General features: G+C 40.2%; 14 protein-coding genes. 5 read left to right on the top strand and 9 right to left on the bottom strand.

From position 1 onward, the window contains the following. The first annotated feature begins 171 nt into the window (after positions 1-171). The 3 genes from BPR_RS15240 (at position 172) to BPR_RS15230 (ending at position 4291) form a co-directional block, all read left to right on the top strand. Complete coding sequence (locus BPR_RS15240) at positions 172-561, top strand: DUF4342 domain-containing protein (protein WP_013282381.1); 390 nt, start codon at positions 172-174, stop codon at positions 559-561. Positions 562-709: 148 nt separating this feature from the next. After that, positions 710-3202 (top strand): AAA family ATPase, encoded by a 2493-nt coding sequence (locus tag BPR_RS15235; protein WP_013282380.1) that lies wholly within the window; start codon positions 710-712, stop codon positions 3200-3202. 24 nt (positions 3203-3226) lie between these two features. Continuing rightward, entirely contained in the window at positions 3227-4291 is a 1065-nt protein-coding gene (locus tag BPR_RS15230) for an HNH endonuclease (RefSeq protein WP_013282379.1), read from the top strand. 92 nt (positions 4292-4383) lie between these two features. Here BPR_RS15230 and BPR_RS15225 read toward each other — a convergent pair whose 3' ends face one another. The 3 genes from BPR_RS15225 to BPR_RS15215 all read right to left on the bottom strand — a co-directional run bounded on the left by BPR_RS15225 (position 4384) and on the right by BPR_RS15215 (position 6404). Continuing rightward, positions 4384-5388, bottom strand: a complete 1005-nt coding sequence (locus BPR_RS15225) for an AAA family ATPase (protein ID WP_013282378.1) — start codon at positions 5386-5388, stop codon at positions 4384-4386. Position 5389: 1 nt separating this feature from the next. Next, positions 5390-6100, bottom strand: coding sequence for a nicotinamide riboside transporter PnuC (pnuC, locus tag BPR_RS15220; protein ID WP_013282377.1), 711 nt, complete (start codon positions 6098-6100; stop codon positions 5390-5392). Between the two features lie 121 nt (positions 6101-6221). After that, on the bottom strand, positions 6222-6404 hold the full coding sequence (locus BPR_RS15215; RefSeq protein ID WP_026662204.1) for a hypothetical protein: 183 nt from the start codon (positions 6402-6404) through the stop codon (positions 6222-6224). Between the two features lie 147 nt (positions 6405-6551). On the opposite strand from BPR_RS15215, the gene BPR_RS15210 reads away from it, so the two are divergent. After that, a complete protein-coding gene (locus tag BPR_RS15210) occupies positions 6552-7469 on the top strand; it encodes a magnesium transporter CorA family protein (RefSeq protein ID WP_013282376.1) in 918 nt (305 codons plus the stop codon). Between the two features lie 13 nt (positions 7470-7482). On the opposite strand, the gene BPR_RS15205 is transcribed toward BPR_RS15210, so the two are convergent. From BPR_RS15205 to BPR_RS15195, 3 genes are all read right to left on the bottom strand, one after another. Beyond that, a complete protein-coding gene (locus tag BPR_RS15205) occupies positions 7483-7992 on the bottom strand; it encodes a gamma carbonic anhydrase family protein (RefSeq protein ID WP_042258371.1) in 510 nt (169 codons plus the stop codon). A 52-nt stretch (positions 7993-8044) separates the two neighbouring features. Next, on the bottom strand, positions 8045-10441 hold the full coding sequence (locus BPR_RS15200; RefSeq protein WP_013282374.1) for a ribonucleoside triphosphate reductase: 2397 nt from the start codon (positions 10439-10441) through the stop codon (positions 8045-8047). Positions 10442-10561: 120 nt separating this feature from the next. Beyond that, positions 10562-11278, bottom strand: a complete 717-nt coding sequence (locus tag BPR_RS15195) for an anaerobic ribonucleoside-triphosphate reductase activating protein (RefSeq protein WP_013282373.1) — start codon at positions 11276-11278, stop codon at positions 10562-10564. 131 nt (positions 11279-11409) lie between these two features. On the opposite strand from BPR_RS15195, the gene pbp4b reads away from it, so the two are divergent. Next, on the top strand, positions 11410-13128 hold the full coding sequence (gene pbp4b, locus BPR_RS15190) for a penicillin binding protein PBP4B (protein WP_052301845.1): 1719 nt from the start codon (positions 11410-11412) through the stop codon (positions 13126-13128). Between the two features lie 40 nt (positions 13129-13168). Here pbp4b and nagB read toward each other — a convergent pair whose 3' ends face one another. The 3 genes from nagB to BPR_RS15175 form a co-directional block, all read right to left on the bottom strand. Beyond that, positions 13169-13894, bottom strand: coding sequence for a glucosamine-6-phosphate deaminase (gene nagB, locus BPR_RS15185; protein WP_013282370.1), 726 nt, complete (start codon positions 13892-13894; stop codon positions 13169-13171). A 62-nt stretch (positions 13895-13956) separates the two neighbouring features. Continuing rightward, entirely contained in the window at positions 13957-14958 is a 1002-nt protein-coding gene (locus BPR_RS15180; RefSeq protein WP_013282369.1) for an ABC transporter ATP-binding protein, read from the bottom strand. Further along, on the bottom strand, positions 14945-16036 hold the full coding sequence (locus BPR_RS15175; RefSeq protein ID WP_013282368.1) for an ABC transporter ATP-binding protein: 1092 nt from the start codon (positions 16034-16036) through the stop codon (positions 14945-14947). Before BPR_RS15175 ends, BPR_RS15180 begins: the two co-directional genes overlap by 14 nt. Between the last annotated feature and the right edge of the window lie 11 nt (positions 16037-16047).

The following is a 16047-nucleotide window of genomic DNA, read 5'->3' as shown; positions in this document are numbered from 1 at the left end:
ATTTACTATACTCTATATTTATCGCAAATAAACAGACTAATTTGCAAATTGTGCGAAATATTCCATTTATTTTTCCAAAATTGGTATATAATCGTTATCCCGACTATCGTACAATGATTACATAAACAAGTAACTGATAACAATGGTTTTGATCAAAAGGAGAATAAACGTATGGAAATAACATTACAGGCAGTAGAGAAGGTTATGGAAGAGACAGGTGTGGATTTTAAGGCTGCAAAGGAAGCCCTCGTTAAAACTGACGGAGATGTAGATGCAGCTATAAAGCTTATTCAGCCGGATTCAAAAGAAATCAGTGATGATATCAAGGAACTGATCGACAAGCTTAAAAAGAAGGTTGAAGATGGCAATGTTGACAGAATCCAGATCAAAAAAGGTGATGAAGTAGTATTCAGCGTACCTGTTAATGTTGGTATCGTTGGAGGAATTATCGGTCTGGCTGCTGCTCCGTGGGCATTGATTGCCGGTTCAGTTGCAGCATTCGGTCTTGGATGCAAACTTGAAGTTGTACACAAAGACGGAACCATCGACGGAATTAACTGATCAAACGCAAATACAGCCTCAATCCTGGCTCAGGGTTGGGGCTGTTTTCATGGCATTCATGAATCACAACTCAAACCTCATAGTAAATGTCTCGCCCGAGTGCTAAAATATACTTAATTTGCACTATTACTTAAAAGGGGACGGGGAAATGGTAATACGGTATATTGGCCTTACTGAATATAATGATATAAAGGTTCCTATCAATATCAATCTTGGCGGGCCGTTTTTTTATGAGATGAAAAAAAGTGGTCATGAGTGGCCCTATCTTGTAGTTACCAAAAAAACTTCTGAATATATCTATGATTTCTATAAAACTGTCAGATTCTCCAAAGAAGATGAAGAATATAGTTCAGATATGCCGGTTATTAACACCGGTGTTCGCGAAATATCTGCAATTGTTGGTCGTAACAGCGCAGGCAAAACTTCAGTTCTTAGAATGATCAGCAATGTTCTAAGAGAAGACAAAAATTCCAATGCATCTCTTTCGCAGTACAGCTACGTTATGATTCATGAAAACTTGGATGACAAGCAGTTGTTTATCACTACAAACATCCACAATTTTTATAAAAACAAGACTCTGGACAATATTAATACAAGCTTGAAAGCACATGGTTACGACAAAAATGTAATAGTACTTCCAGAAAAAGATATGTTGAAAAAGAAAAAGCAGATCTATTTTTCCGGTGTCTTTGACAAAGCATCTCCGTTACAGACAGCCAGCAATCTGGATGATATCTGCACCAACAAAATGCTAAACGAATTTGTAAGAAATATCAGAAGCATGGCTCCTGACAATCTTATCCGCGATGAATTTGGGATTGCTGACTTTAAGGAAAACGAAATACTTAAACGTGTAGCGCTCATGGCCAAATATCCCGACCTGTCCACAAATAATGCCTTAATGTTCGACTTTCCTGATAAATTAAAAATATCACTGTTGGATTATTATATGGAAAAAGATGCTCTTTATTCAGACATTAAGGATGATGAGCATTTACTCGATCGGCTAAAAAATAGTATTGATGATCAAAGGGCAAAAGAGTCAGCGCAGGGCAAAAAAACAAAAAAAGTCCTTAGAGAAGCCTTTCAAAATGAGCTGGGATATCTTTTACTGGAAGAAACAATAATAGATTCAATAAAAGAATCTGACCTGAGCGTTGGAGAAGTCTGCCAGCAGATATGGTCTAAACTCAATAATGAAACGGACAGATTCTCTCTTCATAAATATGCTGAAAGTATCAAGCTTGATTCTTTCAAACATGTCCGTACGGAAAAAGAAAACTATTACGAAAATGAAAGCAACGATGACCCTGTAAATGAATCCCCATCTGCAGACAAGTTTGATTATGCTATAACCATCCTTAAGGAGTATAGAGAAAGACTCATCGAAGCCCCTGACTATCTTTTTGACGAGGATTTCACATGCGAATTAGCTGATGAAATAGAAAAGTGCAGAGATCTTATTGCAGAAGATTCCTTTCATGATCTTGCAGGGGAATACGGAGCAATAATGTATTCTATAGAAAATGAAGTACTGGATTATCAAGATGTAGATTTAGAGGACACCAAGGACAACATCGTAGACATTCTTGATAAGATAATAGAAGAATTGGTATATTCTCAAGCTGCTTCCAATCTTGTATCTGACAGTAATACTGATGACGCTGACTCCGACAAGGTGTTAAAAGATTTTAATGCCAAGCAGGACAATCATATGACAGAACAAAAAATGAGCGCAGCTGGAAGTGAAGGCAAAAAGCTGAAAATAGTAGATAACATCTTAAAAAAGTACTCACACACTTACGCAGATTTCGTGACTCTAAGCGAGAAATCTGCTGTAGATTTTGTAGCTGAGAAGCAGGAAGCAGACAGTAATCATGATACCTTACTGTTTGCTCAGATCGAATATAAAAAAGTTCGCGATGAATTTTTTGCCTTTATCAATGACTTTACAGATGAAAAGTGTAAACCTCAGACATTTGGCATCGTGATCGACCACGATGATATTTGCTCCGGATATAACGGACATTTCGACATGGTGGGTAGGCTTGGAAATCTTGCAGAACAGATAGATAGCGAAAAGAGCGAGCTTCTAATAATGGTTGATGAAGGTGAATTGTATCTACACCCAGATGCACAGAAAAACTTTGTGTTAAATTTCCTTAAAATGAGCAGCTACTTCTTTAAAGATAAGGATATACAGCTGATACTCTCCACCAATTCTCCATTTATACTGTCTGACCTTCCAAGGACGAACATTCTGTGTCTGGAAGGCTTAAACGAAGAAGGCCTAACTGTAAGAGATAGTAGCATTCTTGGAAAAACCTTTGGTACCAATATCACTACTCTTTTAATAAATGAGTTTTTCATGGACAAAGGAGTAGTAGGAAGCTTTGCCAAATCCAAGATCAACGAAATGCTGTATAGATTGAACTATGACGAGAACTATCTCGACGAAGAAGGAATTGATAAAAAAATAATAGATATTGTTGGTGATAGTCTCGTAAGCCGCAAGCTTGAGAAAATGCGCGAGGAAAAGCTAAAAAACAGTACTCTCAGCGTACTGGACCGAGAAATTAAGTATACCGAAGAAAGACTCAGACGTTTGAAAGAAGAAAGAGCTGAACATCAAAAGAATTAAGATCTAAATTGCGGAGAATAAAGCATGATTAGAATAGAGCTCACAGATGAAATACTGCAAAATCATAGAGACTACATATACAATGAGTCTAACATCAAAACAAGGCTTAATGCGCTAAAAAGAAAAAGAAAGATCTATCAGGGAAACCCAAAAATCAAAACGCTGGTAGACTATCTCATCACCCAGGTTGAACTTCTTGGCGATGATACCAAATATACCGAATCCATCTTTCTCATGACTCCGGAAAAGATGAAATCAGAACTTGAAGTCATAAAAAGAGATTATAATGAAGCATTTAATGAATGTCAGTCAAAAAACAGATCTTTTTCAAATGCGATTTTAGATGCTCTTGGATATGAAAATTTTGCAAAAAGAGATCCCACCGATAAATCCAAAAAAAGTTTTCGCCCCGGCGAATCCAGAAAGAACTGGGGTGCTTATGCCTTTTTACTGAAATTAGATCTTTCTGTATGCCCATATTGCAACAGAGCCTTTATCAACACGATATATATGGGGAAGTCCAAAGGTCGATCAAGGGCAGATCTTGATCATTTCCTGCCCAAGGCTCTATATCCATATTTTTCCATGTCCATATACAATCTGGTGCCATCCTGTAACACATGTAATTCAAGCTTTAAGGGGCAGAAGCCATTTAACTACAAAAATAATCTAAACCCCTATGAACATATTGATATCAATGCTCTGCTCACATTCGGATATACTCCTGAGAATTACATAGAATGTATAGGCCTTGGCAAGGATCAATTGAATGTAACTCTGAATTACAATACCGAGGATGAACACGGCAGCAAAACGCAAGCAAATAGATTAGAGGAGAATTGCAAAACTTTCCAGCTTGAAAAAATCTACCAAAACCATGCGGACGTGGTCAAAGACATCTTGCTCAAACATCATATTTTCTCTCAAGACTACAAAAAACAAGTTATGAATACCTACAAGGGACTATTCTCGTCTGAAGATGAGGTAGACAGGCTCCTCTATGGGGATATCCGAGAATCTGATATCAAGGACTCAATCCTTGGCAAACTCCACTACGATATAAACAGTAATATTCAGCGTTCCTGTTAATGTTGGAATCGTTGGCGGAATCATCGGACTTAACTAATTAAAACGTAAAGACAGCCTCAATCCTGGCTCAGGGTTGGGGCTGTTTTCATGTGCTATTTCTGTGGCGCAAGCATCTTATCCACCAACTCAACACACCTATTGAACTTAGTAAGATAGTCGCCCTCTATATACTCAAACTTCTTGCCATGAGACTCATAGATATCTGCTATCATCTTGCGATATTTGTCGCGATTATCTCTGATCTCAGTGCTCCTGTCGCCATCCTGAACCCATTTAACATCAGGTGCCAGGAAAAGAACCAGATCATAACTGTTAAGGGCATCAATAGCATCAGAAAGCTTGATGTTTTCCTCATTACCACCTAGGAATTTTAGGAAAAACTGAGTGATAAGGCAATCTGTGTCGCAGAAAAGAACTCTGTTACTCTGCTCTACTGTCTTCATCTCATTGAGCTTCTGAGTAAGCAAAATCTCAGTGAAATCCTCATCCAGCATCAGTGTATCGGTGCCGGATTTCTCAGATAAATCCCTGCCAGCTTCCTCGATGTAATTTGTGTTGTAGTAATTGGCCAGATTCACAGTCATTATCGACTTACCAGAGCTCTCAACTCCTATCAGCAGCACCTTTTTAACATAATAAGGTCTAACAAAGGTTGGCAGCCAGTCCCAGTGCCCATAAAGATCCTCGCGAATAGCTGTTGAGCTGATATCATTTCGCTCAAACACATAGAATTCGCTATCAGGGTAATTTACGTTCCAAAAGCTATCTGCATCGTAATCAGATCCACAGAACACAACATCGATAGGCTCTCCGATATGTTTTTTGACATATTCAGAATCAGCCTTAGAAGCTTCCAGAGTGTATTCCTGCTTGGTTTCGCAATCATCTGATATTGTAAAAATCTCGACGTTACCTATATGTTTGGTAGCCTGATACAGCCATCTATAACGAACTCTGTAGTCCACTTCGTCCCTGTTATTGCCTATGCTGAGCACGATATAGAGCTTCTCACACATGCATGCAGCCTTGATAATGCACTCCAGATGCCCATTATGCATAGGATTAAAGGTTCCGCCATACATACCAATCTTATACATATTATGCCTCTTTTGTTGTCGCATTAACTCTGGTATCTAAAATCCATTTTACCAACATTATTATGGCATTTATGAGATAAATGCTCCACATAAGAACTGTTGCCATGTCTCCTGTGCCAGTAGCAAAGGCGTAAACCCACATGATTACTGTAACAACATCTACTACTACCCAGAGAACCCACTGCTCCATGTATCTCTTAACACACAAGATCTGAGCAAATATTGAAAATACTGTGCTCATAGCATCAACAAATGGAAGTGTGCCATTCATCATTTTAAGCACATATCCATAAGCTACAGTTCCAACTGCAACAAGAAGATAAGCGATAAGACTGCCCTTAAGAGTCATTCTCTTTTTGACAACCTCTTCTGTCTCGCTGTTCATGTTCTTGGACCACATATAGAGTCCCACAAAGTTCATAGGAACGTAGTACAAAAGATTGAGCATTACTTCGCCCCAGTATCTCGCTCTCCATGCTACGATCGCATAAAGAATCGTATTGATAGTTCCAAACCAAAAGCTTGAAAGCTTACCTTTTCCAGTCAAAATAACGCACCAGATACCTGTAACAGCCGCCAGAATTCCAATAAGAGAATCCTTCCAATAGATTGATAGTCCCAGAATTACTGCCGTTGCCAGAACAATCCAGGCTACCTCCCACTTTTTCCAGCCAGCAAACTCTTTTCTAATTGCCTCTTTTACCTTTTCCATACCAAATCTCACTCCATTAAAACATGTAATAATTTCTGCCGATAACCGCAGAACATTGCTATTATAACAAATAACAATTCATATAGAAATAAAGTGGCATGGTATGCTTAGAAAAAGATTTTTAGCCAGCGAAAGTATTGATTTCCTTACAGAAAGGGCATTTTGCTTCGGAAACATCTACATTGATGCGAATTATCTTTTTACAGTGAGTGCATGCAACCTTCATAAACTGAATCTTACGAGCGCCACCTGTGACAGTCTCAAGTTCGCTGTCCAAGAGCACCTTTTTAGCCTCTAAACTCATGATTTTATCTCCCTTCTTAAATACTTTCCTCATAAAAACACTATTATTTAATTATACGAACCATAAATATTTATGGCAAATAAGCGCAGATATCCTTGTATCTGTGTTATTATGTCATTGTAAGTATTGATTGGTAGGAGGTTTCACATGTTTTTTCTTATAAAAAACGCCCTGGAGGAATGTAGTGCAGAACAGTGTCACGACGCGGCAGAGCCGTACGTAGCTGTACTTACTCCTGCGCAGTGGGCCGCCCAGAATGAAAATTTTGATATGGGTATAGACTTTGATCTTAGCAGTGAAGAAATATATACCACCAAGGCCGAGGTCAACTATGATTCCTTGACCGGAACATTTTATATACCGACTCAGTCCTCAAACACCTCTGAACCGCAAAAGTTTTCTTTTGTACTTGATGAAACCGGTATTGTCTTTATTGACGAAGGCGAAGAAGCTTTACGCCTTGTCAGGAGAATCCAGCATTATAAAAAGTGGAAAAAACCCTGTCTGGAACGCTTTATGTATGATTTTCTGGAATTGATCATTCATAACGATCTGAGAACTATGCAGAAGTATGAATTAGAGCTGGATAGTCTGGAAAAAGAGATCATGTCCAATGCAGAAACTGCTCATATGGAAAGAAACAATGATATCCGCGGTGATATAAGGGATCTTCGTATCCACTATGAACAGCTGCTTGATCTTGGACAGGAACTTGAAGAAAATGAAAATGGTTTCTTCAAAGAAGAAAACCTCAGATACTTCCATATGTTTTCCAGCAGAGTAGACAGACTGTATGATTCTGCCACACATTTAAGAGACTATACTATCCAGTTAAACGACTTGTATCAGTCACAGCTTGATGTAAGGCAGAACCGTATAATGACAGTTCTTACCGTGGTTACAACGATCTTCATGCCTCTTACACTCATCGTAGGCTGGTACGGAATGAACTTCAAATATATGCCTGAATTGGAATCCCGCTTAGGTTATCCCGTCGTTATCGTTCTGAGCATATTCATAGTAGTTGGAAGTCTGATATTCTTTAAGATCAAAAAAATATTATAACACTTGTTACTTATTAAAGAGGCATTGCTTTGCGATGCCTCAATCCCATTTTGGCCTCTGTCGCATGCTGTACGTAGATATCAGCATTTTCTAATATTCTCATTTTATCCTGATTTTCCACAGGCCTTATAACCTTGGCAGGATTGCCGTAAGCAATCATTCCGTCAGGAATAACCGTATTCTCTGTAACAAGTGCTCCTGCACCAACAATACAGTTATTTCCGATATGTGCACCATTCATTATGATCGCGCCCATTCCAACAAGCACGTTATCACCAACACTGCATCCATGAACAATAGCACTATGCCCGATAGTAACATTATTGCCAACAGTAAGTTGATATTCCTTATCAACATGAAGAACAGCAAGATCCTGGATATTAGTACGCTTTCCGATATGAATTTCCTTGGAGTCTCCTCTTACTACAGCGTTGTACCATATTCCGCTGTCACTTCCTATAGTAACATCGCCTATTACCTGAGCTCCCGGAGCAATAAATACACTTTTATCAATTTTTCTCATAACTATATATCCTTTCAATGAGCCAGGCCGTAAGGCCTGGCTCAGCATAAAATCATGAAATTCTCTCTCCAAGCCATCCCTTGATGTCAGATACTCCATTAAGCTTCCTGAATCCGTCTTCACCCGGTATTATCAGTGTTGGAGCCTGCATAATGTTATATTTCTCTACAAGCTCAGGATTCTCTTCTGCATCCAAAACGCGATAATTCACTCCGGCTTTATCCAGCATCATTCCGGCTATTTTACAGTTCGGACAAGTCTGCGTCTTAAAAAGCATGATTGCATCATCAACATTAAGCGCATTACTGCTGGAATCTTTATTGGACTTCTTAACTGCGGCTTCTACAAAGCTTGTTCCTTTTCCATTTCGCTTCAAAGTAGAATGGCCAATATCATAAACCTTCCTGTCCTTGTACTCCTGCGCCTTACCATCATTCCAGTTAGCTACCGGACGGTAATAGCCGGTAATTCGGCTGTAAACCTCTGTCTTATCTCCACAATGAGGGCAAATCGGCTGTTCTCCAACAAGATAACCATGATTCTTACATACTGAATATGTAGGAGACATTGTGTAATAAGGAAGCTTATAATTCTCTGCAATCTTGCGTACGAGACTTGCTGCGGCCTTCCAGTCAGGAAGCTTCTCCCCAAGAAAAGCATGGAAAACTGTTCCGGAAGTGTAAAGAGTCTGAAGCTCATCCTGAATATCAAGTGCAGAAAAAATATCCTCAGTATAACCTACCGGAAGATGCGATGAATTGGTGTAATAAGGTGTACCATTCATGTTAGCTGTAATGATATCCGGATACTCCTCTTTATCATGTTTGGCAAAACGATATGTAGTTGACTCTGCCGGAGTTGCCTCAAGGTTATAGAGGTCACCATATTTTTCCTGATAATCAGAGAGCCTGTCTCTCATATGCACCAGAACCTCCTTGGTGAAGTTCTGAGTACGTTCATCAGTCATATCTGCGCCTATCCATTTCGCATTAAGGCCAACCTCATTCATTCCGATAAGGCCAATTGTTGAGAAATGGTTAGCAAAGGTTCCAAGGTATCTCTTGGTATAAGGATAAAGGCCCTGTTCAAGAAGCTTAGTAATTACAGTTCTCTTGGTCTTAAGCGAGCGGGCTGCTATATCCATCAGATGATCCAGTCTCTTATAAAAATCAGCTTCATCCTTGGCAAGATAAGCAATTCTAGGCATGTTGATGGTTACAACACCTATAGAACCTGTTGACTCACCTGATCCAAAGAAACCGCCGGATTTCTTCCTGAGTTCTCTAAGGTCAAGACGAAGTCTGCAACACATAGAGCGAACATCGCTTGGCTCCATATCAGAATTGATATAATTGGAAAAATATGGAGTACCATATTTAGCAGTCATCTCAAACAAAAGCTTGTTGTTCTCGGTCTCACTCCAATCAAAATCATTTGTTATTGAATATGTGGGAATAGGATACTGAAATCCTCTTCCATTGGCATCTCCCTCGATCATTATTTCGATAAATGCCTTATTGACCATATCCATCTCGTGCTGGCATTCACCATAAGTGAAATCAAGCTCTTTGCCACCAACGATAGCATTAAGGTTCTTGAGGTCATTAGGTACTGTCCAGTCCAGAGTTATATTAGAAAATGGCGCCTGCGTTCCCCATCTGCTTGGTGTATTGACTCCATAAACAAAAGACTGAATACACTGTTTAACCTCAGCCTGAGACAAGTTATCAACCTTAACAAATGGCGCAAGGTATGTATCAAAAGAAGAAAACGCCTGAGCTCCCGCCCACTCATTCTGCATGATCCCAAGGAAATTAACCATCTGATTACAAAGAGTTGAGAGATGGCATGCAGGTGAAGATGTGATCTTACCAGGAACTCCACCAAGCCCTTCCTGTATCAGTTGTTTGAGGCTCCAGCCAGCGCAATAACCGCTGAGCATAGCAAGGTCATGAATATGAATAGCCGCACTTCTATGCGCTGAAGCTATTTCATCGTCATAAACCTCAGAAAGCCAGTAATTAGCTGTAATAGCACCGGAATTAGACAGGATCAGGCCTCCGATTGAATACGTAACTGTAGAGTTCTCTTTGACTCTCCAGTCATTTATCTTGAGGTAATCGTTAACAATATCCTTGTAATTAACAAGTGCAGAATTAACGTTACGGACCTTCTCTCGCTGTTTGCGGTACAGAATATAAGCCTTGGCAACATCAGTATATCCGGCCTCAGACAGCACCTTCTCAACGCTGTCCTGGATCTCCTCAACCGTGATCTTGCCGTCTGCAACCTTGCCCTCAAAATCTGATGCGACTCTGAGCGCAATAAGATCTATGACACTCGAATGATAATCCTTGTCAAGTGCTATAAAAGCCTTAGTTATAGCCGATGAAATCTTGGAAATGTTAAAATCTGCGATCTTGCCATCGCGTTTTACAACCTGATACATAAGAACCCCCTCTAGAAGAAAACCATAAGAAAATTTACTAGGATAAAAATAACATTAATTTATAATCGCGTCAACATATAGATATTGACTAAATGTCGACCACAACATATTGTGGTTTGTCTAAATTCCCCTCACTTCTGCATTTGGGACATACCGCCTCACTACTTCAATATATTTTTCTATAGTTTCACGGTTTGGAGCCTTCAAAGTGCAGTCAGGAACAGTGTTCCGCGCTACAAATTGCTGTAAAAAATATTTTTTTGCCCCCTTAATTAATTGTCCTATCGCCACAAAATCTTCCTTTTTGTGATATTGTTCCACTACTGTAGTCCTAAACTCATAATCCACCCTGTCTTCCATTAAAAGAGCTACAGTCTGCCTAATTTTATTAAAATCAAACATTGGATTATTACATCCATCAATGTCTTCGCCAAGTCCGGCCGTCATTGCATACTTTTCAGGCGAATTCTTGATATCCATTGCCACATAATCGACCAGTCCAAGGTCAATCAGCTCCTTAACCCTGTCTGGATGTGCGCCGTTAGTGTCAAGCTTAACCGTAAAGCCCATTTCCTTAATCTGCCTGGCAAAATTGGCAAGATCCGCCCTAAGGCAGGGCTCACCTCCTGTAATGCAAACGCCATCTAAAATGCCTTCTCTCTTTGACAGAAAAGAAAAGAATTCATCCTCATCCATTACCGGCTCGGCGCTTCCGTCAACAAGCTCATAATTATGGCAAAAAGGGCATCTGAAATCGCATCCACCTAAAAAAACAGTACATGCAACGAGTCCTGGATAATCCAACAATGTCATTTTCTGTAGTCCGTGAATTTTCATAGAAGCCCCCCAACAGATATTTAGAATCCCCGTACAATAATACCACGCCGGTACAATTTTGGTGCTATCATTATTGTTAGATATCCTGATTTTTTTGGGGTTAATTAATACTATTCTTTTTGGGGGATTCCATGATAATAACAGCACACAAAAACCGGACGCTTGCCTTAAGCCTTGCATGTTTATTATTTATTACATCCACTGGCTGTGGCAGTAGCGCAGAACAAAATGATACTCCTGTAACCATTTTTGAAGAAACTGATAATGCACTCTCTTCCGAAGCTACATCTTCTACGGATGCACTATCTTCAGGCGACTCGTCATCTATAGCAGGAGCATCTGCAGATATAGCTTCTGATGAGCCATTAGTCATACCCTATGGAACTTTGGAAGAAGCGGGAATACATCAGGAATGTATAGATCTCATAGAAAAAATAATAACATCCGATATTGAACAAGGCTTTACAAGCGCCCAGTTATCAATAATTCGTAGTGGCAAACTTGTATACGAAAATGCTTTTGGAAAAGTAAATTCATATAACCCGGACGGAACCAGAAAATCAGATTCTCCTGATGTCACAAAAGACACATTATATGATCTTGCTTCAGTCAGCAAAATGATAGGCGTTAACTATGCACTTCAAAAGCTTGTCACAGATGGTGAAATAAGTATAGATGAGAAAATCACTGATTTTCTCGGACAGGAATTTGTCGATAATACTATTTTCATAGATTATGAAGAAGGCTCTCACGAGCCGTTGGATACGATCAAACAATGGAAAAGTGAGCTGACTATAGCCCATCTTCTCCGTCATCAGGGAGGATTTCCGCCAAGTCCTAAATATCATAATCCAACGATCAATCCTGAGACTTTTGAGTATGACCCTGAGATAATTAATCCTCTCTTCTCTTCAACTTCTGCAGATAGTAGTGCCAAAAAAGCTACTATAGAAGCTTTTTGTAAAACGCCTCTTATGTTTGAGCCCGGTTCAAAGGTCATGTATTCAGACGTAGACTATATGCTACTGGGGCTTATAGTTGAATCCAAGACCGGAAAAGACCTGAATACTTATCTTCAGGATACCTTCTGCAAGCCAATGGGGCTTACCCATGTAACCTACAATCCTCTTGAAAATGGTTTTACTCGTGATGACTGCGCTGCCACTGAGCTTAACGGCAACACAAGAGATGGCTATATTACCTTTGACGGGATCAGAACAGATACTGTTCAGGGCCAGGTACACGATGAAATGGCTTATTACTGCATGGGCGGAATATCCGGACACGCCGGCGTTTTTGCCAATGCTACAGATCTTGCCATGCTCGGTACGCTGATGCTTGATGGAACCTACGGAGATATTCAGTTCTTTTCCCCTGAAGTTATAAACCAGTTCACAGCGCCCAAGTCTGATGATTACAAGAACTGGGGCCTTGGATGGTGGCGTCAGGGCGATATGCAGAGAACCAATTACTTTGGCACCAAATCTTCAACAACTACTTTTGGTCACCAGGGTTGGACGGGTACTCTTCTCATGATAGACCCGGAAAAAGAGCTGGTGATTGCCTACCTTACAAATAAAATAAACTCACCCGTTACAGATATTGAGGAAAATCCTAATAAATTTAACGGGAATTGGTATACCGCTGCTACTCTCGGATTTGTTCCTGAAATACTGTATACCGGCCTTGATAACAATGAAGACGTTCAAGATTCTCTCACAGAGTATCTTGAGAATCTTGTAAATAGCAGCGATGAAGCAGTTAAAAATACAATGCCCCAAGACCATCCGGCCAGATTGAATGCCTTGAGCAAACACAAAATACTTGATGAATATACCGGTAACAACTAAGTGTTTTCAGTTCAGACAAATGATGCTGCAAATATAATAATTACATGTATTTAAGCGCCTCGTCATCCGCAACCAGAGTAAAATCAGGATGAAGCTGAAGTATCGATGCAGGGACCTCAGGAGTTACTTCTCCTGTGAGTGCCTTCATCAGAACTTCCGCCTTTTTGGCCCCATCAACAACCATCAGGATCTTTCTGGCTTTCATGATAGTTCCGATTCCCATGGTAATGGCCTGTCTGGGCACCATTGAGGCGTCTTCAAAAAATCTTTTGTTTGCTTCTATAGTACTCTCAGATAGATCAACAATATGTGTCTTCCTGGTAAAACAGTTTCCCGGCTCATTAAATCCTATATGTCCGTTAGGGCCAAGACCCAGAAGCTGCATATCAATTCCTCCAAGGGCATCGATTGCTCTTTCATAGCTCAGGCATTCGCCTTCTATATCTTCATTAGTTCCCTCCGGAACATGGACATTATTTCTCTCAATATTTACTTTGGAAAAGAGATTTTCATTCATAAAATAGTGGTAACTTTGCGGATTATCCTCTGGCAAACCAACATACTCATCGAGATTAAAGGTCTTAACCCTTGAAAAATCAAGGTCGTCCTTTTTATACCATTCCACGAGCTGAGCATAGATTCCAAGGGGTGTCGATCCTGTAGCTAGCCCCAGCACACAATTGGGTTTGATTATAATTTGTGCCGATATGATATTTGCAGCTTTGCGACTCATATCATTGTAATCATGGGCTCTGTAAATCTTCATCATCTCTAATCTCCTGTAAATATAGGCGTAAACGGCCATATAGCCATCTACGCCTATCATGATCATTTAGTAATTTCAAAACCTCTAAGCTTAAGTTCCTCAGCGTAGATACATGACGCAAAATGTCCTGCTTCAAGCTCCTTGTACTCCGGAGTTATTTCTTTACACTTCTCATTGCAATATCTGCATCTTGTATGGAAATAGCATCCACTTGGCGGATTAGCAGGATTTGGTATTTCTCCTCTAAGCGGAATTCTCTCCTGCTGATAAGTAGGATCTGCAACAGGAACAGCGGACATAAGCGCTTCAGTATATGGATGCTTGGGCCTTGTAAATATCTGCTCCGTCTCACCGTATTCCACCATTTTGCCCAAATACATTACCCCGACCTTATCAGAGATATGTTCAACTACTGACAAATCATGTGAAATGAAGATATAAGTCAGCTTCATCTCCTTTTGAAGGTCTTTTAAAAGATTGATCACCTGCGCCTGAATTGATACGTCAAGAGCAGATACGGCCTCATCACAGACAATGATCTTGGGTTTAAGGACCAGCGCTCTTGCTATACCGATACGCTGTCTCTGGCCGCCTGAAAATGCATGTGGATATCTCATAAGATAAGCTGGATTAAGGCCTACCTTTTCTGCCATCTCCTTGGCAAGATTATCCATCTCACCTTTGGGCATCTTGGGATAATTGGCTTTAAGCGGTTCCTTGATAATATCAAGGACGGTCATTCTGGGATCAAGTGAAGAATAAGGATCCTGAAATATCATCTGTATTTCCTTTCGGATACCCTTCATCTTCTTTTTATCTACTTTTAGAAAATCAACTTCTTCTCCGGCTTCTGTCCTATAATAAACTTCTCCTTCTGATGCATCATACGCACGAACAATGCACCTTCCCAGGGTAGTTTTTCCGCATCCGGACTCTCCGACTATTCCGATTGTCTCTCCCTCTTTGACGGTAAAAGAAACATCGGTAACTGCCTTAACAGTGACATTTTTGGAGGTAAATCGCTTATGAAGATGCTTTACTTCAAGAATATTATCTTTTTCCACGCTTCTTACCTCCTTCCTCCGGCTGCATCTCAGCCTCCATGGCAAGTCTCTTTCCCACTTCCTGTCTGTGGGCCTGACACGCAGGATTACTACAATTAAAACATGCAATTTTATGTCCCGGCTCGATTTCCACAAGCTCAGGCTCTGCCTTGTCACATAAGCCCTCTATTCTGCAATCGCATCTGTCATAGAATCCGCACTGTTTTGGAAGGTTCATCGCAAGAGGAACAGTTCCTTCGATAGAAAACAGTCTCTCGTCTTTCCTTCCGCCAATCTTGTGCACAGAGCCAATAAGGCCTCTGGTGTACGGATGCTGCGGATTTGCATAGATAGTCTTAGCATCACCTGTTTCTACGATCCTTCCAAGGTACATAACAGCAACTCTGTCGCACATCTTGGCCACAACACCAAGGTCATGCGTGATAAAAAGAATTGCCATATTAAACTCTTTCTGGAGTTCTTTCATTAGTTCCAGAATCTGAGCCTGAATTGTTACATCAAGCGCTGTTGTTGGCTCATCGGCAATGAGAAGCTTGGGATTACAAACAAGGGCCATTGCAATAAGCGCTCTCTGGAGCATACCACCCGAAAACTCGTGAGGATACTGATTGTATCTCTTCTCTACATTAGCTATTCCAACTTTTCTCATTACATCCAGGGAAATCTCTTTGGCTTTCTTTTTATCCTTTGTAATATGCAAAAGAGTTGCTTCAGTTATCTGATTTCCTATGGTATACATTGGAGAAAAAGCCACCATTGGCTCCTGGAAGATCATAGAAATCTGCTTACCGCGCACATTTCGAATCTCTTTTCCCTTTGGATCCATTTTGAGGATATCTACCTCTGTATCGTCCTCGTTTCTAAAGAGAATCTCACCACGGGGAATGCACTTTCTCTCGTTGATTGCCAGAATTGACTTACAGGTAATTGATTTACCGCATCCTGATTCTCCAACAAGTCCCAGTGTCTCTCCACGCTTTATTTCAAAGTTTACACCTCTTACAGGAGTCAGCGTTCCTTCCATCATTTTAATATCTATATGAAGGTCCTTAACTTCCAAAATATTGTCTTTTTCCATATAAAGCTCCT

This window comes from Butyrivibrio proteoclasticus B316, from assembly GCF_000145035.1.
Taxonomy (GTDB): Bacteria; Bacillota; Clostridia; order Lachnospirales; family Lachnospiraceae; genus Butyrivibrio; species Butyrivibrio proteoclasticus.
Note: the sequence above shows the minus strand (reverse complement) of the source record. Positions and strands in the feature narration are given on the sequence as shown.

Coding starts and splice junctions, on each gene's coding strand:
- BPR_RS15240 (WP_013282381.1), top strand. CDS start 172: ATGGAAATAACATTACAGGCAGTAGAGAAGGTTATGGAAGAGACAGGT.
- BPR_RS15235 (WP_013282380.1), top strand. CDS start 710: ATGGTAATACGGTATATTGGCCTTACTGAATATAATGATATAAAGGTT.
- BPR_RS15230 (WP_013282379.1), top strand. CDS start 3,227: ATGATTAGAATAGAGCTCACAGATGAAATACTGCAAAATCATAGAGAC.
- BPR_RS15225 (WP_013282378.1), bottom strand. CDS start 5,388: ATGTATAAGATTGGTATGTATGGCGGAACCTTTAATCCTATGCATAAT.
- pnuC (WP_013282377.1), bottom strand. CDS start 6,100: ATGGAAAAGGTAAAAGAGGCAATTAGAAAAGAGTTTGCTGGCTGGAAA.
- BPR_RS15215 (WP_026662204.1), bottom strand. CDS start 6,404: ATGAGTTTAGAGGCTAAAAAGGTGCTCTTGGACAGCGAACTTGAGACT.
- BPR_RS15210 (WP_013282376.1), top strand. CDS start 6,552: ATGTTTTTTCTTATAAAAAACGCCCTGGAGGAATGTAGTGCAGAACAG.
- BPR_RS15205 (WP_042258371.1), bottom strand. CDS start 7,992: ATGAGAAAAATTGATAAAAGTGTATTTATTGCTCCGGGAGCTCAGGTA.
- BPR_RS15200 (WP_013282374.1), bottom strand. CDS start 10,441: ATGTATCAGGTTGTAAAACGCGATGGCAAGATCGCAGATTTTAACATT.
- BPR_RS15195 (WP_013282373.1), bottom strand. CDS start 11,278: ATGAAAATTCACGGACTACAGAAAATGACATTGTTGGATTATCCAGGA.
- pbp4b (WP_052301845.1), top strand. CDS start 11,410: ATGATAATAACAGCACACAAAAACCGGACGCTTGCCTTAAGCCTTGCA.
- nagB (WP_013282370.1), bottom strand. CDS start 13,894: ATGAAGATTTACAGAGCCCATGATTACAATGATATGAGTCGCAAAGCT.
- BPR_RS15175 (WP_013282368.1), bottom strand. CDS start 16,036: ATGGAAAAAGACAATATTTTGGAAGTTAAGGACCTTCATATAGATATT.